General features: G+C 69.6%; 19 protein-coding genes and 3 pseudogenes. 12 read left to right on the top strand and 10 right to left on the bottom strand.

The features are described 5' to 3' along the window. Positions 1–45 precede the first annotated feature (45 nt). The gene (locus ACWEO7_RS32185) at positions 46–531 is read right to left on the bottom strand and encodes a hypothetical protein (RefSeq protein ID WP_452428817.1); all 486 of its coding nucleotides are present in this window, start codon (positions 529–531) and stop codon (positions 46–48) included. A gap of 142 nt (positions 532–673) precedes the next feature. Beyond that, positions 674–1,129 (bottom strand): annotated as a pseudogene (locus ACWEO7_RS32180) (flavodoxin domain-containing protein). A 492-nt stretch (positions 1,130–1,621) separates the two neighbouring features. On the opposite strand from ACWEO7_RS32180, the gene ACWEO7_RS32175 reads away from it, so the two are divergent. Next, positions 1,622–3,085, top strand: a complete 1,464-nt coding sequence (locus ACWEO7_RS32175) for a stealth family protein (RefSeq protein ID WP_452428816.1) — start codon at positions 1,622–1,624, stop codon at positions 3,083–3,085. Here the strand turns inward: ACWEO7_RS32175 and ACWEO7_RS32170 are convergent. The 7 genes from ACWEO7_RS32170 to ACWEO7_RS32140 all read right to left on the bottom strand — a co-directional run bounded on the left by ACWEO7_RS32170 (position 3,033) and on the right by ACWEO7_RS32140 (position 11,757). Beyond that, positions 3,033–3,986, bottom strand: a complete 954-nt coding sequence (locus ACWEO7_RS32170) for a phosphodiesterase (protein ID WP_452428815.1) — start codon at positions 3,984–3,986, stop codon at positions 3,033–3,035. The two genes, ACWEO7_RS32175 and ACWEO7_RS32170, sit on opposite strands and share 53 nt — an antisense overlap. A 163-nt stretch (positions 3,987–4,149) precedes the next feature. Continuing rightward, positions 4,150–5,238, bottom strand: a complete 1,089-nt coding sequence (locus ACWEO7_RS32165) for a glycerol dehydrogenase (protein WP_452428813.1) — start codon at positions 5,236–5,238, stop codon at positions 4,150–4,152. A 439-nt stretch (positions 5,239–5,677) separates the two neighbouring features. Then, entirely contained in the window at positions 5,678–7,081 is a 1,404-nt protein-coding gene (locus tag ACWEO7_RS32160) for an MATE family efflux transporter (protein ID WP_452428811.1), read from the bottom strand. A 73-nt stretch (positions 7,082–7,154) separates the two neighbouring features. Next, positions 7,155–8,186, bottom strand: a complete 1,032-nt coding sequence (locus ACWEO7_RS32155; protein ID WP_452428809.1) for a PLP-dependent cysteine synthase family protein — start codon at positions 8,184–8,186, stop codon at positions 7,155–7,157. Positions 8,187–8,218: 32 nt separating this feature from the next. Continuing rightward, positions 8,219–9,523: an alanine racemase gene (locus ACWEO7_RS32150; RefSeq protein WP_452428823.1), complete on the bottom strand. Its 1,305-nt coding sequence runs from the start codon at positions 9,521–9,523 to the stop codon at positions 8,219–8,221. A 94-nt stretch (positions 9,524–9,617) separates the two neighbouring features. Beyond that, positions 9,618–10,628: an ornithine cyclodeaminase family protein gene (locus ACWEO7_RS32145; RefSeq protein WP_452428821.1), complete on the bottom strand. Its 1,011-nt coding sequence runs from the start codon at positions 10,626–10,628 to the stop codon at positions 9,618–9,620. Further along, a complete protein-coding gene (locus ACWEO7_RS32140; RefSeq protein WP_452428807.1) occupies positions 10,600–11,757 on the bottom strand; it encodes a TauD/TfdA family dioxygenase in 1,158 nt (385 codons plus the stop codon). The genes ACWEO7_RS32145 and ACWEO7_RS32140 overlap by 29 nt, the downstream gene beginning before the upstream one ends. Before the next feature lie 315 nt (positions 11,758–12,072). Here ACWEO7_RS32140 and ACWEO7_RS32135 point away from each other — a divergent pair, with 315 nt between their 5' ends. The 9 genes from ACWEO7_RS32135 to ACWEO7_RS32095 all read left to right on the top strand — a co-directional run bounded on the left by ACWEO7_RS32135 (position 12,073) and on the right by ACWEO7_RS32095 (position 21,277). Continuing rightward, the gene (locus ACWEO7_RS32135; RefSeq protein ID WP_452428806.1) at positions 12,073–13,590 is read left to right on the top strand and encodes an ABC transporter substrate-binding protein; all 1,518 of its coding nucleotides are present in this window, start codon (positions 12,073–12,075) and stop codon (positions 13,588–13,590) included. Then, positions 13,590–14,516 (top strand): ABC transporter permease, encoded by a 927-nt coding sequence (locus tag ACWEO7_RS32130; protein ID WP_452428805.1) that lies wholly within the window; start codon positions 13,590–13,592, stop codon positions 14,514–14,516. The genes ACWEO7_RS32135 and ACWEO7_RS32130 overlap by 1 nt, the downstream gene beginning before the upstream one ends. Further along, on the top strand, positions 14,513–15,334 hold the full coding sequence (locus ACWEO7_RS32125) for an ABC transporter permease (protein WP_452428803.1): 822 nt from the start codon (positions 14,513–14,515) through the stop codon (positions 15,332–15,334). The genes ACWEO7_RS32130 and ACWEO7_RS32125 overlap by 4 nt, the downstream gene beginning before the upstream one ends. Beyond that, positions 15,331–16,938: an ABC transporter ATP-binding protein gene (locus ACWEO7_RS32120; RefSeq protein ID WP_452428801.1), complete on the top strand. Its 1,608-nt coding sequence runs from the start codon at positions 15,331–15,333 to the stop codon at positions 16,936–16,938. The genes ACWEO7_RS32125 and ACWEO7_RS32120 overlap by 4 nt, the downstream gene beginning before the upstream one ends. Before the next feature lie 94 nt (positions 16,939–17,032). Further along, entirely contained in the window at positions 17,033–17,749 is a 717-nt protein-coding gene (locus ACWEO7_RS32115; RefSeq protein ID WP_452428799.1) for a lytic transglycosylase domain-containing protein, read from the top strand. A 114-nt stretch (positions 17,750–17,863) separates the two neighbouring features. Next, positions 17,864–19,150, top strand: a complete 1,287-nt coding sequence (gene eno / locus ACWEO7_RS32110; protein WP_452428797.1) for a phosphopyruvate hydratase — start codon at positions 17,864–17,866, stop codon at positions 19,148–19,150. A 50-nt stretch (positions 19,151–19,200) separates the two neighbouring features. After that, complete coding sequence (locus ACWEO7_RS32105; RefSeq protein ID WP_452428796.1) at positions 19,201–19,758, top strand: FtsB family cell division protein; 558 nt, start codon at positions 19,201–19,203, stop codon at positions 19,756–19,758. Between the two features lie 38 nt (positions 19,759–19,796). Continuing rightward, complete coding sequence (locus ACWEO7_RS32100; protein WP_452428795.1) at positions 19,797–20,330, top strand: DUF501 domain-containing protein; 534 nt, start codon at positions 19,797–19,799, stop codon at positions 20,328–20,330. Then, complete coding sequence (locus tag ACWEO7_RS32095; RefSeq protein WP_452428793.1) at positions 20,330–21,277, top strand: Ppx/GppA phosphatase family protein; 948 nt, start codon at positions 20,330–20,332, stop codon at positions 21,275–21,277. The genes ACWEO7_RS32100 and ACWEO7_RS32095 overlap by 1 nt, the downstream gene beginning before the upstream one ends. A gap of 24 nt (positions 21,278–21,301) precedes the next feature. On the opposite strand, the gene ACWEO7_RS32090 is transcribed toward ACWEO7_RS32095, so the two are convergent. Further along, positions 21,302–21,826 (bottom strand): SRPBCC family protein, encoded by a 525-nt coding sequence (locus ACWEO7_RS32090; protein WP_452428792.1) that lies wholly within the window; start codon positions 21,824–21,826, stop codon positions 21,302–21,304. Between the two features lie 158 nt (positions 21,827–21,984). Here ACWEO7_RS32090 and ACWEO7_RS32085 point away from each other — a divergent pair. Then, positions 21,985–22,378: pseudogene (locus ACWEO7_RS32085) on the top strand (MFS transporter); the annotation flags it as partial. A gap of 260 nt (positions 22,379–22,638) precedes the next feature. Continuing rightward, positions 22,639–22,853, top strand: a pseudogene (locus ACWEO7_RS32080) (amino acid permease); the annotation flags it as partial.

Below are 22,853 nucleotides of genomic sequence, written 5' to 3'. Positions count from 1 at the left end.
GGCCGGTGCCGCCTCTTTCTCTGCTCCCGGGAACGCCGGGCCGATCTAGTTCTGGTGGTCTGCCCAGGATCTCAGGGTGTCGACCCGGCCCTTCAGCGCGCGCAACTCGCTCTCGTCGTCGAGCACCGTGCGCTGGATGCCTTGCACGACCGCGAAGGCCGACTGGCGATGGTCGTCGATCACGTCGACGTCGATGCGGACGGCGACGTAGTCGGCGGCGTCGGGCATCTGCTCGGCGACCACGTGCGCGGTGCCCCTGGCGCACATCGCCACGTTGCCCCCACCGAGGATCAGCAGGGCCACCTCGGGATGTTCGCGCAACCGCGCCAGCGAACCGCGATCTTGCTTGAGGCTGATCAGGATGCGCCGGTCACCGGCCCGCACCGGCCAGGACACCGGAATCGCATGCGGTACAGGGTCGGTGGTCACCAGCACACCGATCGTCTCCAGCGGCCATTCCGGAAGCGCGTCCAGCTCGGGATGATCTGTCGAGTTGTGCTGACGCTGGGCGGGGCTCGCTCCGGCTGCCATCTTCGTCACCTCATGGATCGTCGAGCGCGGCGGGCTGTACCGCGCTTGATAGCAGTCTAAGGCGCTGTGCCCCTTGCGCGCTGGCGCTGGGCGCTTTGTCCGGACCGCGCTTCGGTGACCGGCGGCGCGTACCCGGCGCCGGTCAGGCCGAGATCAGCGCGGGAATGTCGAGCGCGGCGGCCCACTCCCTGGCCATGTCCCGCACGCGGACCTCTGTCGACGCGTCGTGTCGCGCGTGCTCGCCCACCTGCACGGCGCCGCGCGCGGCGAGTTTCTCGGCGATGATCTCGCCGCCGCGGTTGAACGTGTCGCCGTACACGATGTCGCCGAGCCCGAAGACGGCGAAACGCAACCCGTGCAGATCCGGCGTGTCGCGGTCGAGCGCGTCGGCGAAGGGTTCGGCGCCGGTCGGCAGCTCGCCGTCGCCTTAGGTCGAGCACACGACGACGTGGAAGTCGCGGACGTCCAGATCCGCGAGGTCGAAGTCCGTCATGTCGTGCACCGAGACGTCGTGCGCCCCGCGCAGCTCCGCGGCGATGGTGTCCGCCGCGGACTCCGCGGTGCCCATCTCGGATCCGAACAGAATGACGACGCGCACCGGCACAACCCTTCCTCTCATGATATGGTGAGCCTATCCTAATTATATTGCCCAGTGTGTGCCACTGCCGTGGGCGGCGCACGGGCAGGGGCGGTTCAGCTGCACCGATTGACGGAATGTCGAGCGCGTTGCATCATTCGTAGAGGTGCCCGGAGTTTCCTGGGCAGACCACTTTTCCAGCCGGCCGATGACTGTCCGGCGTGCGGCTGCCACCCGTGCCCTTCGATCGTTCCCGCACGAGTGCAGCGCTTCCATCCATGACGCCATGCGCGTCCGGCCGTGAGTGAGGTGAAACGAAATGGTCTACCAGTCGTCTATATACCGGGTGATCAATTCGTACCCCCGCTTCGGCACCCTTCCCCACTTCTGAATGTCACCGCGCCAGGCGCGCGGTCCTCGCACGTCGATGCCCCGGCATCGACGGATCGCTGCTCGGCGCGGTGCCCCGGACGCAATCTTCAGACCGGTGGTTCGACGGAAGTGGAGGCAGTCATGACGGACAGGGGAGCAGTGGATTCGGGGGCGGTGGAAATGGTCACGCGGGCCATCGCGAGCAATCTCGCCGTGTCCGCCGCGATGATCGAGGATCTCGGCTACCTGCGCGCGGAACTGGCCGCCGCGGAGGTGCCGTTCCTGCTGGTGCGCGACAGCGGGCACCGGCTCGTGCTCGCGGCCGACGCGGCGCAGCGTCTGATGGTGCGCCGGGTGACCGCCGCGGCGATGTCGGCGGGGTTCTCCTGTGTCGAATTGCAGCGCAACGTCTTCCGGCTCGGGCGCGACCACGACCCGGCGCACCATGTCGAGCTGGAACTGTGGGAATACCACGGCGACACGGTGACCTGCCCGCGCCCGAACGCGCTGACCCGCCCGGTCTTCGACCTCGCCGACGTCCAGCGCACGCAGGTGCGGCTGTTCGACCGGACCTGGCCCACGCTGACGGACATGTTCGCGCCGCAGACCGGTGACGTCGGGTTCGATATCGACCTGGTGTTCTCCTGGGTGGACGGCTCCGATCCGGAGTTCCGCGCCCGCCGGGCCGGGATGCTCGCTCAGGTCGTGGTCGGCGAGGGCGACGACGCGGACGCCAGGATCCGTCAGATCGACGAGTTGAGGTACGCCCTGCGGTCGGTGCACAAGAACGCGCCGTGGATCCGCAGGATCTTCATCGCGACCGACTCCACGCCGCCGGAGTGGCTGACCGCGCATCCGAAGGTGACCGTGGTGCCTGCGGCGGACCACTTCCGGGATGTCAGCGGCTTGCCGGTGTTCAATTCGCACGCGGTGGAATGCCAGTTGCAGCACATCGACGGGCTCAGCGAGCACTTCCTGTACTCCAATGACGACATGTTCTTCGCACGTCCGGTGCGTCCGTCGATGTTCTTCACGCCGGGGGGCGTGAGCCGATTCATCGAAGCGGACACCAGGATCGGGCCCGGACGCAACAACGAGCGGCGCAGCGGTTTCGAGAACGCCGCCCGGGTGAATCGGGCGCTGCTGGCGGAGCGCTTCGGTTATGTCATCACGCGGCACCTGGAGCACACGCCCGCGCCATTGCGACGCAGCGTGCTCATGGAGATGGAGGAGGAGTTCGCCGCGGACTTCGCGCGCACGAGCGCGAGCCGGTTCCGGGCGGCCACCGACATCTCGGTCACCAATTCGCTGTATCACTACTACGCCATGCTGACCGGGCGCGCGGTGCCGCAGGAGTCGGCGAAGGTGCGGTACGTCGACACGACCAGCTACCACGGTCTGGCTTTGCTGGACGGGCTGGCGCGTCATCGCGACGTCGACTTCTTCTGCCTCAACGACGGCAGTTTCCCCGAGGTCGCCGAGTCCGACCGGGTGCGGATCGTCTCGGAGTTCCTGGCCCGCTACTACCCCGAGCCGGCGCCGTGGGAACGGCTCAGTACACCGCCTCGTCATCCGCTTCCGGAGTCGACGCAGGGCGCCGCATGACGTGCGGGATGCGCGCGGCGGGCGGGATCACGATGCCCTCCTCCGTCAGCCGTTGCCGCGCCTCCTCCGGCGTGGCGGGAGCGCCCACCGTGCGACCGCCCTCGATGGGCACCACCGAGTGCACCACGGTGTCCGGATAGATGTGCACGTAGTTGAAGGCCTGCGCGCCGTCCCGGCCGCGCAGGCCACCCTGCGCCACACCGAGATCCTGGCTGTAGCAGGTGGCCGACGCCACCGAGACGGGGATGCCCGCGAACGTGGCGCTGGTGGAGAAGTGCAGGTGCCCGGCGAGGATGGCGCGCACGTCGGTGCCGTCCAGCACATCGGCCAGTCGGCGCTGATCCCGTAGTTCCACGGTGACGGCGAGGTCGATCACGCACGGCACCGGCGGGTGGTGCATGGCCAAGATGGTGCCGAAGGGCGCGGGCTCGGCCAGGACCGAGCGCAGCCACTCCAGCTGGTCGTCGGAGATCTCCCCGTGGTGGTGGCCGGGCACCGAGGTGTCCAGGGCGACGATGCGCAATCCGTCGATCAGATGCACCCGGTCCAGCGGGGAAGTGGTGGGGTACTCGTGCAGCAGGCGGGCGCGGAGGGCGGCGCGGTCGTCGTGGTTGCCGGTGACCCACACGATGGGCGCCTGCAAACTTCTGGCGAATGGTTCGACGATCGACTTCAGCTTGGCGTACGCGGCGGGCTCGCCCCGGTCGGTGAGGTCGCCGCTGAACACGATCGCGGTCGGCCGGATCCGGCTCGCCACGGCCTGGTCCAGCAGTTGCCGTAACCGCAGATCGGCGTCGACATCGCCGTACAGGGGGTCGTCGCCCGCGATGAGATGTGTGTCGCTGAAGTGAAACAACACGTGATCCGGACGCGGATACTCCGCGACTCTGGTGATGGACACCGGACCGAATCCCTCCTGGCGGTTTGCCCGCCATTGGCTTGGCTCCGTCGCCACGATAGCGCCGGTTACGGACAGGTTTCCCGGTGGTTGGTGAAGACTCGCTTGCGGGAAGGTGAGGTTTCGGTGTCGGACGCTGGGTGAACGCGGGTGGGTGTGGGATTGGTCACCGACCGAGGGCGTCGGCGGTGCGCAGGGCGTCCACGACCATCGCGGCATCCACCGTGAAGGGTTCATTGTGGATCGTCTCGCCCGGAGCGGTCGCCCGCTGTGCGATGGCCGCCAGTGTCTCGTCGTCGGCATCGGGCAGCCCGAGGGCGGCCAGCGTGGTCGGCAAACCCACCTCGGCGCAGAAATCGAGCACCGTGCCGATCTCGGACGCGGGCGCACCCTCGAGCACCAATTGGGTGAGGGTGCCGAACGCGACTTTCTCGCCGTGCAGGAACGGGCGCGTTCGCGCGGCGGCGGTGAGACCGTTGTGCACGGCGTGCGCCGCGGCCAGCCCGGACGATTCGAAGCCGAGTCCGGACAGCAAGGTGTTGGCCTCGACGACGCGCTCCAGCGCCGGTGTGACGCTGCGGGTGCGGACGGCGGTCAGCGCCTGCGCGCCGTCGGCGAGCAAAGTGCGATAGCAGAGTTCGGCCAGGGCGGTGGCGCTGCGAGTGGAGGCGCCGCCGCGCATGTTGCGCACCTGGGCGGCGCTGCACGTGCGCGCCTCGAACCAGGTCGCCAGGGCATCGCCCATGCCCGCGGCGAGCAGCCGAGCCGGGGCCCGCGCGATGACCGAGGTGTCCACCAGCACCAGCGCCGGATTCCGCCGCACGAGCTGATACGCCTCGAACTCGCCCGCGTCGGTGTAGATCACCGACAACGCGCTGCACGGTGCGTCGCTGGAGGCGGTGCTCGGGCAACTGATCATCGGCAGCTCGAGGTCGTCGGCGACCGCGCGGGCCGCGTCGAGCACCTTGCCGCCCCCCGCCCCGAGGACGACCGTGCTGCCGGATTCCTCGACGGCGTGGGCGATCCGGGCGATCTCGGCTCGGCTGCATTCACCACCGGACAGATGGATCGAATAGGCGATCTTCGCGTCCGTCAGCGAGCGCTCCCAGGTGCTTGCCAGCAGCCGGAAAGCGCTGGAGCCCGCCACGATGAGCACCGGCCCGCCGATGCCGAGGCGGGTCATCTCCGCCCCGAGCGCGGCGGTGGCGTCCCGGCCCTGCACGTAGTGCCCCGGCGAGGAGAACACGCTCAGCATCCGGCACCTCCCGATCCCGGGCCGCGCACGTCATCCCAGCCCGGCCGACGACGTTTTCAACGCTACGCGACGCACCCTCCGCCACGGTCGTTGTCGAGAGAACCCGCCGCGTACCCGCTCGACGGCCCGTCGCGGGGCAGCGCCCGCACCGGGCTTCGGCAATCGGAACTTGCGCCGACCGGGTTCGGACAGCACCTTTCGGCGCTCCGCGCGTGCGGTTTCGAGGCATTCCTTCCCGGGCTGGGCTAGCGGCTCCGAGGCCGCCCTTCGGCACCGCGAGTGGCGTGCCGGGGCAGCCCCGGAGCGAGGTAGGCGTCCGTCGTGGACCACGTCGGACCAGTGGAGCCGATCTTGTCGTGCGGCCGGTTGCCCGGTCGATGCGGCTTCGGCGATCGCGAGAGCCGTCCGCCGACCCGGAGGTGCCCGGAGCGCGAACCGATCAGCTCTGGGTCGTGAGGGTCCCTGAAAGCAGATGCGGCCGGGCGCGGTCCTTCTCATCGAGCAACGCGAAGTAGCTGCGCAGCATGAGGATCGCGGTGGTGGCCAGGCCCGCGGTGAGTCCCCACCAGACGCCCGCGGCACCGAGCCCGGCCGGATAGGCCAGCAGCAGGGCGACGGGCAGGCCGACGCCCCAGTAGCCGATCAGGGAGAGCCGGAAGCCCGCGTTGGTCGCCTGGAGCCCGCGGAGCAGGCCGGTGCCGATGTTCTGGGCGGCGTCGAAGAATTGCAGCACGATGCCGATCAGCAGCAGGGTGTGCGCGACCTGGATGGTGTCGGCGTCCGAGGAGTCCAGGAAGAGGCGCAGCACCAGATCGGGGGCCATCACGTACACCGCGCCCGTCACCGCGGCGATCACCGCGGCGTGCCGCAGCGCCAGCCAGGCCAGTGCACGGGCGTGCGCGTGCTCGTCGCGCGCGACCGCGTGGCTGACCAGGATCGACGCACCGTGCGAGAGACCGATCGCCACCTGGAACACGATGTAGATGATCTGGTAGACGACGTTGTGCGCGGCCAGCGCCGCCGGGCCGATGCTGCCCATGACCAGCGCGAGCACCGAGAACATGCCGGCCTCGGAGCCGTAGGTCAGCGCGATCGGCGTACCCAGTCGCAGCTCGGCGCGCACGGTGGTGATCCGCACCGGCAGCGGCGTGCCGGGCAGGCTGCGGCCGAGTTCCTCGTCGCGCCGCACCATCACCCAGAACACGCCGAAGGTGATCAGGAAGACCAGCGAGGTCGCGACACCGATACCGGTGAGCCCGAGTTCGGGCAGGCCGCCCTTGCCGTGGATGAAGCCGAGCGCCAACAGCAGATTCAGCGCCACCGAGCCGAGCGTCACCAGCAGCAGCGCCTGCGGGCGCTGCATGCCGACCGTGTACTGGCGCAGCACCTGGAACCACAGGCACGGCAGCAGGCCCGGCGCGAGCGCCACCATCAGCGGGCGGGCGTCGGCGAGCACTCCCGGGTCCTGTCCGAGCCAGGGCAGCACCCAGCCGAGCCCGATCAGCACCGCACCGCCGAGCAACCCGGCGATCGTGGCGATCGCGAAGCTCGCGCGCAGCAGGTCGCGGATCTCCGGATCCGGCGATTCGCCGCGTTTGCCCGCCGCGCTCACGGCGGTGGCGATCTGGTTGCCGCTGCCGGTGATCAAACCGACGCACATGGTGCGGATCTGGTTGAACAGCACGATCGCCAGGCCGCCCGCGGCCACCTGCCGCACGCCGAGCGTGCCCATCAGCGCGATGTTCGTGGTGGATACCGCGATCTGGGCGAGCTGGGTCAGCGCGATCGGCGTCGCGAGCGCGGTGAGCCGCCCGCCGTCGCCGCGGAAACTCGTCACGATCACCGGTTCTCCTTCACAGCGGGCGGGAACGTCGTCCCGCGCGGGCGCAGCGTCGCACCGTACCAACGACCGGACCTCACCGTGCTTCCACCAACGTGTTCCTGGCGGCGGGCGTGTAGCGCCGCAGCAGCAGCGCGATCTCGCGTTCGGTGCCGGGGTCGAGCAGGTCGCGCTCGTTCATCCACTCGTCGTCGAACACCGTGTCCAAGTACTTCTCCCCGCCGTCGCACACGATGGTGACCACGGTGGAGCCCGGCGGGAACTCCTCCAGCCGGGTGAGCGCGGCGTGCACCGAGCCGCCCGCCGACCCGCCGATCATCAGCCCCAATTCGGCGGCGACCGCGCGGGCGGTCGCGAAGGCCGCCACGTCGGTGACCTTCACACCTTCGTCCAGCAGCGAATAGTCCACGGCGGTGCCGATGGTGGCGCCCGGCGGGGTGCCGGTGCCCGACTGCCAGTACGGACCGCCCGGCCCGCCGAAGGCGATCGAGCCGACCGGTTCGACCCCGATGACGTGCGGCGTGCAGCCGAGCTGGCGCAGCCGGGTCGCGGTGCCGAACAGCGAACCTCCGGTTCCCACGGCGGACAGCAGGATGTCGACCCGATCGACGTCCTCGAGCAATTCCTCGGCCACCGGGTAGTAGCCCACCGCGTTGGCGTCGTTGTTGTGCTGCTCGGTGAAGTACGCGTCGTCCCGCTCGGCCGCCATCGCCTCGGCCAGGTCCTCCCGTGCCGAGGTGGCCAGGTTGTCGTCGCCCTCGTCGGCGACGAACACCAGTTCCGCACCCATTGCCCGCATCGCGCGCAGTTTGTCCTTACATGCGTGATGGTCGACCACTGCGGTGAAGCGATACCCACGTTCCGCGGCAACTACCGCTAGGCCGAGCCCGGTATTGCCGGATGTGGACTCGATGATATGTCCGCCACTGCGTAGCAAACCGCGACGTTCGGCGTCGAGCACCATTTCGCGCGCCATCCTGATCTTGGCCGCACCGGTCGGGTTGAACTGCTCCAGTTTGAGCAGCAGGCGGGTGCCGGTCGCGGTGGCCGCGAGCTCGAACAGCGGCGTGCGGCCGATCAGATCCGTCACGCGCGTGACGAGCGGCATCGAGGTCTCCTGGTTCTGGTCGGGAAGTCGGGTCAGCTGCCGTCGCGGGTCCAGCGGAAGCGATCGCCGGGTGCGTCGTGCAGTACGACTTTCGGTGGGATGGGCAGTTCGTGAAACGCGGATTCGTTCGAATCCATCTGATAGCCGGCGGTATTCGGGTAGATCAGCAGATCGCCGACCTCGGCGGGGCGGGGCATCGGCACCCGCCGCCAGCTCAGCATGTCGGAATCCAGACAGGTGGCCGCCCCGACGCTGGTCGGCGTCGCGGTGCCGGGCCGCGCGGGCCACAGCACCGGATCGGGCAGGTACTCGCTGTCGAACCATTGCTCCGAGAGACTGAGGCTGGTGCCGTCCACGGTGAGCAACCGGTAGGGCTCGCCGTGCGCGTGCCTGGTCTTGCTGCCCTGGACACGGAAGACGGTGCAGCCCGCGTGCGCGAGCAGCGCGCGCCCCGGTTCGACGGCCAGCCGTACGGCGTTGTCGCGCAGTCGTCCGGCGAGATCCGCGTGGTCGAGGATCTGCGCGAGCATGGCCGCGCCGGGCACCGGAAAGTGGTACGGATAGTACGAATCGAAGGACTTGCCGGAGTGGAACCACTGCCTGCCCACCCGCGCCGTGAACTCCATCGCCGCGTCCGCCGGAACGTAGTCGACGCCGAAGCCGCCGCCGATCGACACGGTGGTGGCCGGATGCCCCAGCGTGCGCGCGTGCAGACAGCGGGCGATCAGCTCGCCCGCCAGTTCCGAGCGCGCCACCGCGTCGTAGCCCGACAGATGGAAACTGAAGCCCTCCAAGCGAATCGAATCGCGTGCGCCGCACAGCGCGAGGGCGTCCCCGATTTCGCCGGAGGTCATGCCGAACCGGCTGGCCGAGGCCGCGGGCAGCACGCGGATCAGCACTCGCGCGGGCCCGTCGGCGGAGGCCAGCGCGGCGAGCCGTTCGAGCTCGCCGAGATCGTCCACGGCGATCAGCGCACCGTGCCGGGCGGCCAGCCACAGCAGGTCGTCCGCCTTCGCCGGTCCGGTCACCATGAGCTCGGCACCGCGTACGCCTCGAGCCAGCGCGGCGGTCAGCTCGCCGACGCTGGCGACGTCGACGCCCGCACCGTGTTCCGCGCAGGCCCGCGCGACGCATGCGGCCTTGTTCGCTTTCTTGCCGTAGTAAATGGCACCTTGCACCCCGGCGCTCTCGAAAGCTGCGCGGAAGGCCCGGATGTTGTGGCCGACCCGCGCCGGGTACATCACGTGGAACGGCCCGCCGATCGTGAAAGCGAGGTCACCGAGCAGATCCGGATCGGCGAACAGGCGGCGCTCCCACGGATCGAGATGCGCGGGCATCGGTGACGCGCTGATCGAATCGCGCGTGGCCGCCTCGTCCGTAGGCTCCACGGTGACACTCGCGTGTTCTAGTCCCACCGTGCACCTCCGTGTTCTAGTCCCACAGCGGCACCTCCGTGCCACGGCCTTCCGCGATGGCCCGCTCCGCCAGCGCGTGGGCCACCGCGATGTCGGTCAGCACCAGCCCGCTGTTGTAGACGAAGACGCGCTCGTCGTCGGAGCGGCGCGCGACCGCACGGCGATTGAGGATGTGCGGCAGCTCGGCGTCCACCGTGCGCAGCGTGCCGTCGGGCCCGGCCATGTCGGTGCCGGTCAGCGCCATCTGCTCGGCGCTGGTCGCGATCACGCGATCGGCATCGGTCAGCGCGGACGGCGCGAGCCCGTAACCGACCAGCACCGCCACCGAACCGGGCGCCAGATCGTCGGATTCGAGCGCCACTTCGGTGGCCGGGCCCGCCGTGGCCAGCACGACATCGGCCGTGGCCGCCGCGGCGGGTGGATCGGTGACGGTCTCGAGCAGCGCGTGCGGATGGTGCTCGGCGAGCACGCGGTGCACGGCTGCCAGGCCCTCGGGGTGCGTGCCGTAGACCATCAGCTTGCGCAGCTGCGGGTTCGCGGCGAGCAGATGCGGAAGGGCGTTGCGGCCCTGGGTTCCGGTGCCGATCAGCAGCACGCTCTCCGCGCCCCGCCGGATCGTCTCGCGCACCAGCAGAGCCGACACCGCGGGCGTACGCAACGCGCCGACCCGCGCGCAGTCCATCATCGCGATCGGCGCGCCGGTGCTGTCGTCGTAGAGCGTGATGGTCGTGTAGTACCGCTTCGTGCTGCGATCGTGGCCGGGATCGAACTTGTAGGAGGTCTTCATCGCCACCACGCGCCTGCGGCCGTCCCGGCCGAGCATGGCGTAGGCGACCGACCAGCCGTCGGGATTGGCGACGCTGAGCTTGCGCGGATTGTCCGAATCACCCGCCGCCAGGGCGAGATACGCCTCTTCCACGGCGCGTACCACCGCGGCCGGTGTGATCGGCACGTCGGCGAGGTCGCTTCGGCTCAACACCCGCAGGGGTGTGTTTCGGTCACGCGTGCTCAAGGGGTCCTCGATCATGTCGTACTGCATCCCGCTCATGAGTGCCGCTCCGAACCGGCGGGGTTGCCGCCGTCCGGAACGGGGCTACGGTTTGTTGCCCGTAGCCATTCTCGTCGGCTTCCTCGGCCCGCCGCCGCCGTTCCGGAAGCCGGATGTTCACTCGCTTGAGCCACCGGTCGGTGCCGTCGTACCGCGCGGTGAACGGCACTCGGCCGTGCACGGCGACGTCGTTGTCCACCAGCAACAGCTCGCCGGGGGCGAGCGACGCGCTGACGCAGACGCGTTCGAGTTCGGCGGCGAGTTGTGCGTAGGCCGCGCGGAATTCCGGGTCGGCGTCGTCGAGCGGCGTGTACGCCGGGTCGTAGCGAAGCGTCTGCCGGTCGGCGCCCGCGACGCTCCACAGCGTCGGAATCGGTGTGGCCGGGTAGGTTTCGTGACCGTCGCCGTAGGAGACATCCGGCAGGATCGGCAGTACGGGAGTGCTGAGCAGTTCGCGTTGCGCGGTGGACAGTTCGATCCGGCGCACCGACGACACGGTGGTGCCGACCAGATCCGGGTTACGTAGGCAACCGAGCATGAGCAGGTGGGCGCGCTCCGGATGGAAGGCGTCCTCGGTGTGCGGGCTGAGCAGCGTTTCGCTGCTGGCGCCGGACTGTTCGTGTTCGTGACCGGCCGCGGGAACGATGTTGTTGACCAATCGGCCGTCCTGCTGGCCCTGCCAGCCGAACGGCTCGCCCGCGCTCCGCGCCAGCAGCAGCATCACCAAGTCGAGTTCGAACGAATGCGCGCGCCGCTGCGGATCTCCGCTCCAGCGCGCCGCCTCCCGCCAGCTCGGCGGAGTCGGTCCGAATTCGTTGTCCAGCAGCGGAAGACGACCGACGACCGTAGCGCCCGCGGGGGTGGCGGGCGGGCGCATGGCGTGGCGCACTTCGGCAGGGAGCCGTGCGGCGCCCGCATCGATCCGTTCGATGAGCGCGGGGTCGGAGAGGGTGCGCGCCGCGGCCGCCGGATCGGCGAGTGCGAGATCGAGCGTGGCCGATATCTCTCTGGCGAGAGCGCGCACCGCGCGGCCCGCTTCCGGGGAAAGCTCGCGTCGTTCGAGGTCTAGGGGGTGAAGCGTCTTACGTTCGGAGAGAACGCTTTTCACCGGGTATCCCTTCTTCGCAGCAGTGGGAAAAGCAGGGTTCACGACTAGTATGGGAAGGTAGCCCTTTGTAGGAAGTGAAGCAAGGCTTACCTAAGCGAGTCGGAGAAAAATAGCCGAATCGCATAACTTCGGCTCGGGTGAAGCCGGTAGCCGGTGGACGTGCCGGGGCTCGGTCCGGGGTTTGCGGAGATGCGCCCCTGCACTGCCGTTTTAGTGCCGGTATCGGTGAGTCGCGCGGTGCATTAGGCTAGCCTGTCCTGATCGAGCACTGGGTGCGGTACGGCGTGGGTTCGGTTCAGGAAGAAGGGCAGCACAATGGTTTTGAATCGAAGGGACCTGCTGCGGTCGAGTCTCGGCGTGGGGGCTGTACTGCTGGTAGCCGCTTGTTCCGATGACGCCGAGGTGTCCGGGCCCGCGCGACGTGGCGGCACGCTGCGAGTCGGCGCGCTCGGCACCGCGGCGCGCATCGAACGCGATCCGCACGCCAACCTCAGCAACGACAGCGACTTCCTCGTCACCTCCCTGGTCTACGACGCCCTCACCGTGCCGGGCGGCAACCCGAACGTAGTTCCCCGCCTGGCGAATCGGTGGGAGCCGGACGCCGACCGGCGGCGCTGGAGCTTCACCCTGGCCGAGAACGCGACCTTCCACGACGGGACACCGGTGACGTCCGAAGATGTCGTGTGGTCGCTGCGCAGGCTGCGCACGGTCGGTGGCGCGTCGAAGATGCCGGTGGCCGTGGAGGACATTTCCGCCGACGGGCCGAACCGGGTGGTGCTGGCCGTGCCCGAACCGAATACCCAACTGCCGTTGCTGGTGCGGCTGATGACGTTCACGGTCAAGAAGGACACCACCGATTTCACCAAGGCCGTGGGCAGCGGACCGTTCCGGTTGGAGTCCTATCAGGGCGGCAACGCCCGGCTGGTGCGCAACGAGCGGTGGCACGGCGGGCCACCGCCGCTGGAGGCCATCGAGGTAACCATGTTCGAAAGCGTGACCGCGCTGGGCAACGCGGTGCTCAGCGGGCAGATCGACCTGGCTTCCAACGTCGGCGCCATCGCGGGCCGCACCGCCGAGGGGCGCGGCGATCTGGCCGTCGTGCGCCGACCGAACGACACGGTGGTCGGCGTCGCCATGCGCAGCTCCGACGGCCCGTTCGCCGACGCGCGGGTGCGCACCGCCCTACGGCTCGGCGTCGACCGCAAAGCCCTGGTCAACCAGGTGCATTCCGGATACGGAACGGTGGCCAACGACATTCTCGGCACGGCCGATCCGCTCTACGACACCTCCCTCGCCCAGCGCGCCCGCGACCTCGATCGCGCGAAAGCGCTGTTGCGCGAGGCGAAATTCGACACCGGGCGCAGTTACCCCTTCGTCACCAAGGCCGAGGCGCCCGGTGAGGTGGAATCGGCGAAGGTGATCGCCACCCAGCTCGCCGAGATCGGCGTCCGGCTGGACGTGGTCACCCAGGAGCCGAACGCCTTCTACGACCAGACCTGGCTGAAGGCGCCGCTGTACACGATCTCCTGGGGCACCAACGACTCCACCCTCTTCTTCGCGAGCAAATTGCTGTCGAGCGGATCGAACCGCAACGAAACCGGTTTCAAGGACGCCGAATTCGACGCCGCGACCGCGAAGGCGCTCGCCGCGCGCACCGACACGGAGTACCGGCAGGCGAATCAGGAGTTGCAGCGCATCCAGTACGAGCGCGGCGGCTACCTGGTCTGGGGCATGGCCGACGGCATCGACATCGCCGCCTCCCGGGTGCGCGACCTGCCCACGCTCGGCGGGTTCGCCAGGGTCCAGCTGGAGAAGGCCTGGCTGGCCGGGTGATGCTGTTCGCGCGACTGCTGCTCCGGCGCGTCATCCTGCTGGTGACGCTGCTGGCCTGCGTCTTCGTCGCCGTGGACCTGCTGCCGGGCGACACCGCACGCGCCGTCCTCGGCCGGGAGGCAACGCCCGAGCAGATCGCCGCCAAAGAACGCGAACTCGGACTGGACCGCCCACTGGCGGTGCGGTTCTGGAACTGGATTGCGGGCGTCGTGACCGGCGATTTCGGACGTACCGCGCGCGGACGGCCGGTCGACGACCTGCTCATCGACAAGTTCCCGCCGACGCTGCTGCTCGGCGGTATCGCCCTCGCGGTGACCGTGCTCGCGTCGCTCGCGCTCGGCGCGTGGTGGGCGACGCGTCCGGGCAGCGTGGCCGCGCGTGTCTTGCAGCCGACGACGACCACCGCGGTGGCCGTTCCCGAATTCGTGATCGCCACGGTGCTGATCCTGGTGTTCGCGCTGGCACTGGGCTGGCTGCCCGCCGTGACCATCACCGGCCGGTCGGGGATGCCGGCCGGACCGGAGATGCTGGTGCTGCCGGTGCTCGCACTCGCGTTGCCCCAGATCGGATGGAACACCAGGGTGGTGCGCGCCGCCTTGTCCGACGCCGCGCTTGCACCGCACGTGGAAAGCGCGTTGCTCGATGGCCTTTCGGGCCGTGCGGTGCTGGCGCGGCACGTGTTGCCGTTCGCGTTGCCGACGATCGTCGCCAGCTTCGCCACCACGGTCGGGATGCTGCTCGGCGGTGCTCTGGTGGTGGAGACCGTGTTCAACTATCCCGGCCTCGGGGCGGTCCTGGCCGGCTCGGTGGCCGATCGCGACATCTCGGTGGTGGCCGCGGTGGTCGCGTTGTCCGGGGTGCTCATCATGATCGTGCTCGCCGCCGCCGACGGCATCCGCGCCTGGGCGTTGCGGGGGCGGCGATGACGGTTTCCGCGAAGATCGCGAGCCCGGCGCGACGGCGGCTCGGGCAGCTGGCCGTCGCACCTGCTCTGCTGGTCACGCTGGCGTCGGCACTGGGACCGACGCTCGCGCCGCACCCGGCGGAGGAAGCGATCGCCATCCCGTTCGGCGACCCCGCTGCCGGCGCGCCGTTGGGCACCGACCGGCTCGGCCGCGACGTGCTCAGCCAGTTGCTCTATGGCGGTTGGGGATTGCTGCTGGTGGCCGCGGCGATCGCGGTGTCGGTGACCGGACTGTCGTGTGTCCTCGGCGCGGTCGCGGCGCTGCGCCCGCGGATCGGCGAGTGGATCGAACTCGGCACCGACTTGTTCATCCTGCTACCAGCGGTGCTGGGGATTCTGCTCGTGCTGACCTCGTGGCCCGACGCGGGAACCCTGGGACTGATCGTCCTGGCGCTGCTGTTCGGCGTTCCCTATTGCGCGCGAATCTTCACGGCCGCCGCCGCGGGGGTCGCGGCGTCCGGATATGTCGAGAGCGCGCGAGCCGCCGGTGAGTCGCTCGGGCACCTGGTGTTCCGGGAAGTGATCCCGAACCTGCGCGCGGTGTCGACGACTCAGCTCGGGCTGCGTTTCGTGGCGGCGGTCTATCTGGTGAGCACGGCGTCCTTCCTCCAGTTGCCCACGACGCTCGGTGCGAGCAACTGGGCGGTCATGGTGCGCGAGAACGCCTCCGGCATGCTGCTCAATCCCTGGGCCGTGCTCGCTCCGAGCCTCGCGATCGCGATCGTCGCGGTGAGCGTGAACCTGGCGGTGTCGGCGTTCGGGCGAGGGGAGCGGGAATGAACGTGAACGTCACGACGAGCGCGCGTCGGACGGCCGAGGCGGATGGCGCCGGGCAGGTGCGGGCCGATCTCGTCGCGGTCGACGGCCTGACCGTGCTGGGTCAGGACGGGCGAGAATTGGCCGGACCCGCGACTTTCCGGATACCGGCGGGCACGGTCACGGCGCTCACCGGCCCGTCCGGGTCGGGCAAGACCACGGTGATGCGCGCACTGCTCGGGCAACTCCCGTCCGCGGCGGCGCGCACGACGGGCTCGGCATCGGTTGCCGGACACGATGTGCTGTCGCTCAATTGTGTTGCGCTGCAACGCTTCCGGCGTCAGCATATCGCTTACGTCGGGCAGGATCCCGGGTCGGCGCTGAACCCGCTGCTGCGCGTGCGCGCCCTCTTACGCGAGGTCGCGCCGCGCGCGCCCGAGTCCACCCTGATCGACACGCTCGCGCTGGTCGGTCTGTCGCCGGACTACCTTCGCCGCCGCCCCGGTGAATTGTCCGGCGGTCAGCAGCGCCGCGTCGCCCTCGCCAGGGCGCTGATCCGCCGGACCGGCGTGCTGGTGCTGGACGAGCCGCTGGCCGGGCTGCACGGCGCACTGCGCACCGATATCGCCGGGCAGCTGGCGGTACTCGCCCGCGAGCGTTCGGCGGCGATCTTGCTGTCCGGGCACGACACCGCTCTCGTGCACTCGATCGCCGACGACATCATCGAACTCGGCGTGGTCCGTCCGGCGTCCCTGCCTCCGTCTCCGGCGGGCGGTACACAGCTGCGTGCCGAACGGCGAAGTGCTCTCCCTCCGCCGGACGTCGCCTCGACCGGAGAGCGAGCGCGCAACGGTCACAAGCCTTCGGCCGTCTCGGCGGACAACCGACCGCCCGACGTCGTGCTGCGCGCCGAGAACATCAGCGCCTCGATCGACGGACACCGAGTGCTCGCCGACATCGACCTCGCGCTGGAGGCGGGCTCGGCGCTCGCGGTGGTGGGCGCGTCGGGCGCGGGCAAGACCACCTTGGCTCGCGTGCTCGCGGGGCTGCACCATTCGGCGACCGGATCGCTCGAACTGCGTGGCGACCCGATCATCGTTGGGGCGAACCGGCGAATTCACCACGGCGCGGGCGGCATTCAATTGGTCACTCAAAACCCACGGTCCGCGCTCAATCCGGGCCGCACCGTGGCGCAAACGCTCGGCCGCCCTTTGCGGCGGATCGGGCGCGTCGCGCGCCGGGATCTTTCGCGGCGAATCGCCGAACTGCTCGCCGCGGTCGAGCTGTCCGCCGACCTGGCCGCCCGCTATCCGCACGAACTGTCCGGCGGCCAGCGGCAACGGGTGGCGCTGGCCCGCGCCCTCGCCGCCGAACCGGCCGTGCTCCTGTGCGACGAGATCACCTCGGCACTGGACCACTCCACCGCGGCGGCGATCATGGCGCTGCTGGATCGGATCCGGTCCGAACGTGACACCGCACTGCTGGTCGTCACGCACGACATGGCCTTGGTCGCCGAATACTGTCCCCGGCTGCTCGTCCTCGATCAGGGATGCGTCGTCGAATCCGGGGACACCGGAACGGTTCTCGCCGCGCCGACGCACGGCGCGACCAGCGAACTGCTGGTGTGACACGGCGACCGCCGGGTCATACGCGCTTTCGACACGCAGTGCGCTCCGTCACCGGCTTGCCGCGGGCCCGCGCCGTCATCTGGATGATGGAAGGGTGTTGCGAAAGACCGGCGTCTCGGCCGCCATCGTGGTGCTCCTCGGGCTCGCCGGTTGCGGGACCGACCGCACCCCGATCCCGGAGGGCATCCCGCCCGGGCCGGGCACCCCGCTACCCGTGATCGACCTGGACGCTCCCGGTCGCACGGCCGTCCAGTTGCGCGGCTGGGCCGAGGAGCAGGCCGATGGGCTCGGCATACCGCCGATCGCGCTGGAGGCGTACGGCTACGCGGCGGCCGTGATGACCAGGGCCCGTCCCGACTGCGGCATCGCGTGGACGACGCTCGCGGGCATCGCGAGCGTGGAGAGCAAGCACGGCACCCATCGCGGGGCGCAGCTCGGCGCGGACGGCTCGGTCCGCCCGCCGATCATCGGAGTGCCGCTGGACGGCTCGCCGGGCGTCGCGTCGGTGCGGGACACCGACGCCGGCGTGCTCGACGGCGATCCGGAGCACGATCGCGCCGTCGGACCACTGCAGTTCATCCCGGAGACCTGGAAGCGCTGGGGCGTCGACGCCAACGGGGACGGCGTCGCGGATCCGCAGAACATCGATGACGCCGCGCTCACCGCCGCCAGGTACCTGTGCGCCAGCGGCGGCGACCTCACCTCCGAGCACGGCTGGCAGCAGGCGTTGCTCACCTACAACCAGTCGCACAGCTACCTGTTGACCGTGCGCGACCGGGCCGCGAGCTACAGCATCGGCCGCCGGGTGTGATCTCCCGGTCGCCGGAGTGCCGGTTACCCGCCTCGCCGCCGGGACGATAGGCTCGCAGCGCACGGCCCATCCCGTGAGACATACCGTGTCAGCAGCCGAAGGAGTGTCTTTTTCGTGGCCATCATCGAACAGGTCGGAGCTCGCGAGATCCTCGATTCGCGCGGTAACCCCACTGTCGAGGTCGAGATCGCTCTCGACGACGGCACCCTGACCCGGGCGGCCGTGCCCTCCGGCGCGTCCACCGGCGAGCACGAGGCCGTCGAACTGCGCGACGGCGGCGAACGCTACGGCGGCAAGGGCGTGCGCAAGGCGGTCGAGGGCGTACTCGACGAGATCGCGCCCGCCGTCATCGGCCTGGACGCCGTGGAGCAGCGCACCGTCGACCAGGTGCTGCTCGACCTCGACGGCACCCAGGACAAGTCCCGGCTCGGCGCCAACGCCTTGCTCGGTGTCTCGCTGGCGGTGGCCCGCGCCGCCGCCGAGTCCTCCGGCCTCGAACTGTTCCGCTACCTCGGCGGTCCGAACGCGCACGTGCTGCCCGTCCCGATGATGAACATCCTCAACGGCGGCGCGCACGCCGATACGGGCGTCGACGTGCAGGAATTCATGGTCGCCCCGATCGGCGCGCCGACCTTCAAGGAGTCGCTGCGCTGGGGCGCGGAGGTCTACCACGCGCTGAAGTCGGTGCTGAAGGCCAAGGGCCTGTCCACCGGCCTCGGTGACGAAGGCGGTTTCGCGCCCGACGTGGCGGGCACCAAGGCGGCGCTCGACCTGATCAGCGAGGCCATCGCCAAGACCGGCCTGAAGCTGGGCAGCGACGTGGCGCTGGCGCTGGACGTGGCCGCCACCGAGTTCTTCACCTCCGGCAGCGGCTACAAGTTCGAAGGTGTGGTGCGTTCGGCCGAGGAGATGGCGCAGTTCTACGCCGAGTTGATCGCCGCCTACCCGCTGGTGTCCATCGAGGACCCGCTGGCGGAGGACGACTGGAACGGCTGGGTCACCCTGACCGACCAGATCGGCGAGAAGGTCCAGCTGGTCGGCGACGACCTGTTCGTCACCAACCCGGAGCGCCTGGAGGAGGGCATCGCCAAGGGCGCCGCCAACGCGCTGCTGGTCAAGGTGAACCAGATCGGCACCCTCACCGAGACCCTGGACGCGGTGGAGCTGGCGCATCGCAACGGCTACAAGACGATGATGTCGCACCGTTCCGGCGAGACCGAGGACACCACCATCGCCGACCTCGCCGTCGCGGTGGGCAGCGGCCAGATCAAGACCGGCGCTCCGGCGCGCAGCGAGCGGGTCGCCAAGTACAACCAGCTGCTGCGCATCGAGGACGCGCTCGGTGATTCGGCGCGCTACGCGGGTGACGTCGCGTTCCCCCGCTTCGCGTTCGAAGGCTGAGCTGGGGCACGAACCCCGGGAGTACCGCGAAGTAGAGACCGAGGCGTGAGATGACGGAGCGACGTGCGCGTGGGACCAGTCCGGCCGGACGCGGGGACCGCCGCACGTCGCGTGCCGCCGGATCGCGCCCGGCCGACTCCGCCGCCAAGCGCGGTCGCAGGCGATCGGAGCCCGCGGAGAAGCCGAAACCGCGCAAGGCGGGTTCGGTCGGCGACAGGCACGACCACACCTTCCTCGGCCTCTCCACCGGCAAAGCGGTGATCCTCGCGATGGTGGTGTGCGGGCTCGCACTCACCCTCGCCGTGCCGATGCGCACGTATTTCACCCAGCGCGCGGAGGCAGCGCAGCTGGCGCAGCAGCGCGAGGAACTCGAGACGGATCTGGCCCGGTTGCGGGATCGTCGTGCGCAGCAACAGGATCCGGCCTATATCCGCAGCGAGGCGCGGGACCGCCTGCGTCTGGTGATGCCCGGCGAGACGCCGTATATCGTGCAGGTGCCCGGCATCGAGGCGCCCGCGCCGCCGCCCGCGCCCACCAGAGCCAGGGACCCTCAGCCTTGGTACACCGATTTGTGGCGCAGCATCTCCGAGCCGCAGCCGACGCCTTAGGCCGCCGCGCCACCACCTCGAGCACCGGAAGGACATAGGTGACCGCACCCACCGACCAGGATCTCGCGATCATCGCCGAGCAGCTGGGCCGTGCGCCGCGCGGCGTGCTCGCCATCGCCTACCGCACCCCGGACGGGATCCCGGCCGTTGTGAAGACCGCGCCCCGGTTACCGGATGGCACCCCCTTCCCGACCCTCTACTACCTCACCGATCCCCGGCTCACCGCGGAGGCGAGCAGGCAGGAATCGGCCGGCGTGATGCGGGAGATGACCGAGCGGCTCGCCGCGGACGAGGAGCTGGCCGCCGCCTACCGCGCCGCGCACGAGAGCTATCTGGCCGAACGCGACGAAATCGAGTCGCTCGGCACGGATTTCACCGGCGGCGGGATGCCCGAGCGGGTCAAGTGCCTGCACGTGCTGATCGCCCACGCATTGGCCAAGGGGCCGGGGGTGAATCCGCTCGGCGACGAGTCGGTGGCGCTGGCCGCCGAACACGGGCTGCGCGGCACCGCGATTCCGGCCGACTGGCCCGCGTCTCGGCCGAGGGGCCCGCGAGAGACTGGAGCACAGTGATGAGTGACCGGGTAGCCGCCGTGGATTGCGGCACGAACTCCATCCGACTGCTGATCGCCGACGTGCTCGACGACGGGCGCTTGGCCGACGTGCACCGCGAGATGCGCATCGTCCGCCTCGGTCAAGGCGTCGACGCGACCGGGTCGCTGGCGCCGGAGGCGATCGAACGCACCCGCGCGGCCCTGGCCGACTATGTCGCGCTGATGCGCGAGGCGGGCGTCGGCCGGGTGCGGATGGTGGCCACGTCCGCCACCCGGGACGCCGCCAACCGGGAGGATTTCTTCGCCATGGCGCGGGCCGAACTCGGCGCGGTGGTCGCGGGCGCGGAAGCCGAGGTGATCACCGGCGACGAGGAGGCGCGCCTGTCGTTCGCCGGCGCCATCGGCGAATTGTCCAGCACGGCGGGTCCGTTCGTCGTCGTCGACCTGGGCGGCGGTTCCACCGAGCTGGTGTTCGGGGACAGCGCGGGGGTGCGCGCCGCGTTCTCCGCCGACATCGGCTGCGTACGGATCACCGAACGGTGTCTGGCGGGCAATCCGCCGACCGCCGAGGAGATCGCCGCCGCCCGCGCCTTCGCCACCGAGCGGTTGACCGAAGCGTTCACGCACGTCCCCGTGGAGGGGGCGCACACCTGGGTCGGCGTGGCGGGCACGATGACCACGCTCGCCGCGGTCGCGCTCGATCTCCCCGAATACGACTCGGAGCGGGTGCATCTCACTCGTTTGACCTCGGAGCAGGTGCATCAGGTCTGCGACCGGCTGATCGCCATGGACCACGATGAGCGCGCCGCGCTGGGGCCGATGCACCCCGGCCGGGTCGACGTGATCGGCGGCGGCGCGGTCATCACCGAAGTGCTGGCGGAGGAATTGTCCCGGCGCGCGGGTATTACCGAGCTGATCGTCAGTGAGCACGACATTCTCGACGGCATCGCACTGTCGATCGCCTGATCCGGCTCGGTCGCGTGGCCGCGGTCAGGTCTGCCGGACGTGTCCGTTCAGCTTCACCTCGGCGTGCGTCTCGGTTCCGGCGCGGACTCCGATTCCGGCGTGACCCGCATGGCGCGCCTTGCCGATGGCGATATCGGCGAGCCGGGAGAGCGATTCCATGTTCCGCGGCGCCAGCAGGAGTTCTTGCAGCGCGTTGGGCATGAGCAGGCCCAACCCGCGTTCGGCGTGCTCGTACATCCGGATCTGGGTCTCGTCGGGGGCGGTCTCGACGAGTTCCAGCCGGATCCACGCGGCGCCGAACGGCGAGAGCTTGGCCTCCAGTTCGAGCATGTGCGGCGGATCCACCGACACGACCTCCGTGGTGTCGCTCACGGTGAACGGCCATACGCCCGCGCTGTAGTGCAGCGCCGCGCCGACGCCGGGCCATCCGTCATCGACGTCGCGAATGTGCGTGGCGCCGACGACCCAGGCGGCGAACAGCCATCCGTCGGCCAGGACGGAGAAAACCTGCTCCGGTGTCGTCGGCACGGTGATTTCCACGTGGACCATCGGCTCAACGCTTTCTGGGTGCGGGCCGGTTTGCCTTTCGATTGCGGGGTGCCCGGTGGGTGCGGGGGCAAACCACCGGCCGCGTCCAGGGTTCGCGGCCCGCCTGAACAGAACAAACGAATCCTCCCCGGCGCGGTTCGAGATGCGATCTTCGGATCATGGTCGAAGCGAAAACATCGCGGGAACCAGTGGGGACACGAACCGTGTTCGGCCACCCGATCGGGCTGGCCAACTTGTTCGGCGTCGAACTCTGGGAGCGTTTCTCGTTCTACGGGATGGTCACCATCCTCGGGTACTACCTCTGCTACTCGGCGACCCACGGCGGTCTGGGCCTGGGCAAAGGACACGGCCGTGGGCATCGTCGGCGTCTACGGCGGCCTGGTCTATTTGTCCACCGTCCTGGGCGGCTGGATCGCCGACCGTTTGCTCGGGATGGAACGCACCCTCTTCTGGGGCGGCGTCGTGGTCATGGCCGGGCACGTCGCCCTGGCCGTGCTGCCCGGCCTGTCCGGTGTCGGGGCTGGACTGGCATCGGTCGCTCTGGGCAGCGGCCCCGGAGGCTTTCCGGGCTCAGATGATGGCATTGTATTTTTTCTCGGTTGGTCTCGGCACGTCGATGTCGGGTAGTTTGGCGCGGTTCTATGACCCAGGTCACGAGTTCGCGTATTTCGGTATCACCGGGACGGCCGTGGTGTGTGCGGGGCTGATCGCCGCCGCCATCGCACCATGGATCAGCAAATTCATGGCAGGCGTGCATTGACTCGCCGTCTGGGTACAGAACACAAGCAATTGGCACGAATTAAGGAGTACGCGTGACGAAACCCGGGCCACAAGCCGATTCGGCGGGTGATGTCTCGTCTCGGTGGGGCGGTCTGTTCCGCACCAAGTCCGTCGAACAGTCGATCCGCGACACCGACGAACCCGACTCGAAGCTACGCAAGGATTTGACCGCCTGGGACCTCACCGTCTTCGGCGTGGCCGTCGTGGTCGGCGCGGGCATCTTCACCCTCACCGCGCGCACCGCGGG

This window comes from Nocardia sp. NPDC004260 (genome assembly GCF_053603155.1).
This window is presented reverse-complemented; position numbering and strand designations above follow the sequence as displayed.

Bases quoted from the DNA above. Each gene is read 5' to 3' on its own strand.
- ACWEO7_RS32135 (WP_452428806.1), top strand. From the start codon at position 12,073: ATGGTTTTGAATCGAAGGGACCTGCTGCGGTCGAGTCTCGGCGTGGGG.
- ACWEO7_RS32185 (WP_452428817.1), bottom strand. From the start codon at position 531: ATGGCAGCCGGAGCGAGCCCCGCCCAGCGTCAGCACAACTCGACAGAT.
- ACWEO7_RS32175 (WP_452428816.1), top strand. From the start codon at position 1,622: ATGACGGACAGGGGAGCAGTGGATTCGGGGGCGGTGGAAATGGTCACG.
- ACWEO7_RS32165 (WP_452428813.1), bottom strand. From the start codon at position 5,238: ATGCTGAGCGTGTTCTCCTCGCCGGGGCACTACGTGCAGGGCCGGGAC.
- ACWEO7_RS32105 (WP_452428796.1), top strand. From the start codon at position 19,201: ATGACGGAGCGACGTGCGCGTGGGACCAGTCCGGCCGGACGCGGGGAC.
- ACWEO7_RS32125 (WP_452428803.1), top strand. From the start codon at position 14,513: ATGACGGTTTCCGCGAAGATCGCGAGCCCGGCGCGACGGCGGCTCGGG.
- ACWEO7_RS32120 (WP_452428801.1), top strand. From the start codon at position 15,331: ATGAACGTGAACGTCACGACGAGCGCGCGTCGGACGGCCGAGGCGGAT.
- ACWEO7_RS32090 (WP_452428792.1), bottom strand. From the start codon at position 21,826: ATGGTCCACGTGGAAATCACCGTGCCGACGACACCGGAGCAGGTTTTC.
- ACWEO7_RS32130 (WP_452428805.1), top strand. From the start codon at position 13,590: ATGCTGTTCGCGCGACTGCTGCTCCGGCGCGTCATCCTGCTGGTGACG.
- ACWEO7_RS32145 (WP_452428821.1), bottom strand. From the start codon at position 10,628: ATGATCGAGGACCCCTTGAGCACGCGTGACCGAAACACACCCCTGCGG.
- ACWEO7_RS32150 (WP_452428823.1), bottom strand. From the start codon at position 9,523: ATGCCCGCGCATCTCGATCCGTGGGAGCGCCGCCTGTTCGCCGATCCG.
- ACWEO7_RS32155 (WP_452428809.1), bottom strand. From the start codon at position 8,186: ATGCCGCTCGTCACGCGCGTGACGGATCTGATCGGCCGCACGCCGCTG.
- ACWEO7_RS32095 (WP_452428793.1), top strand. From the start codon at position 20,330: ATGAGTGACCGGGTAGCCGCCGTGGATTGCGGCACGAACTCCATCCGA.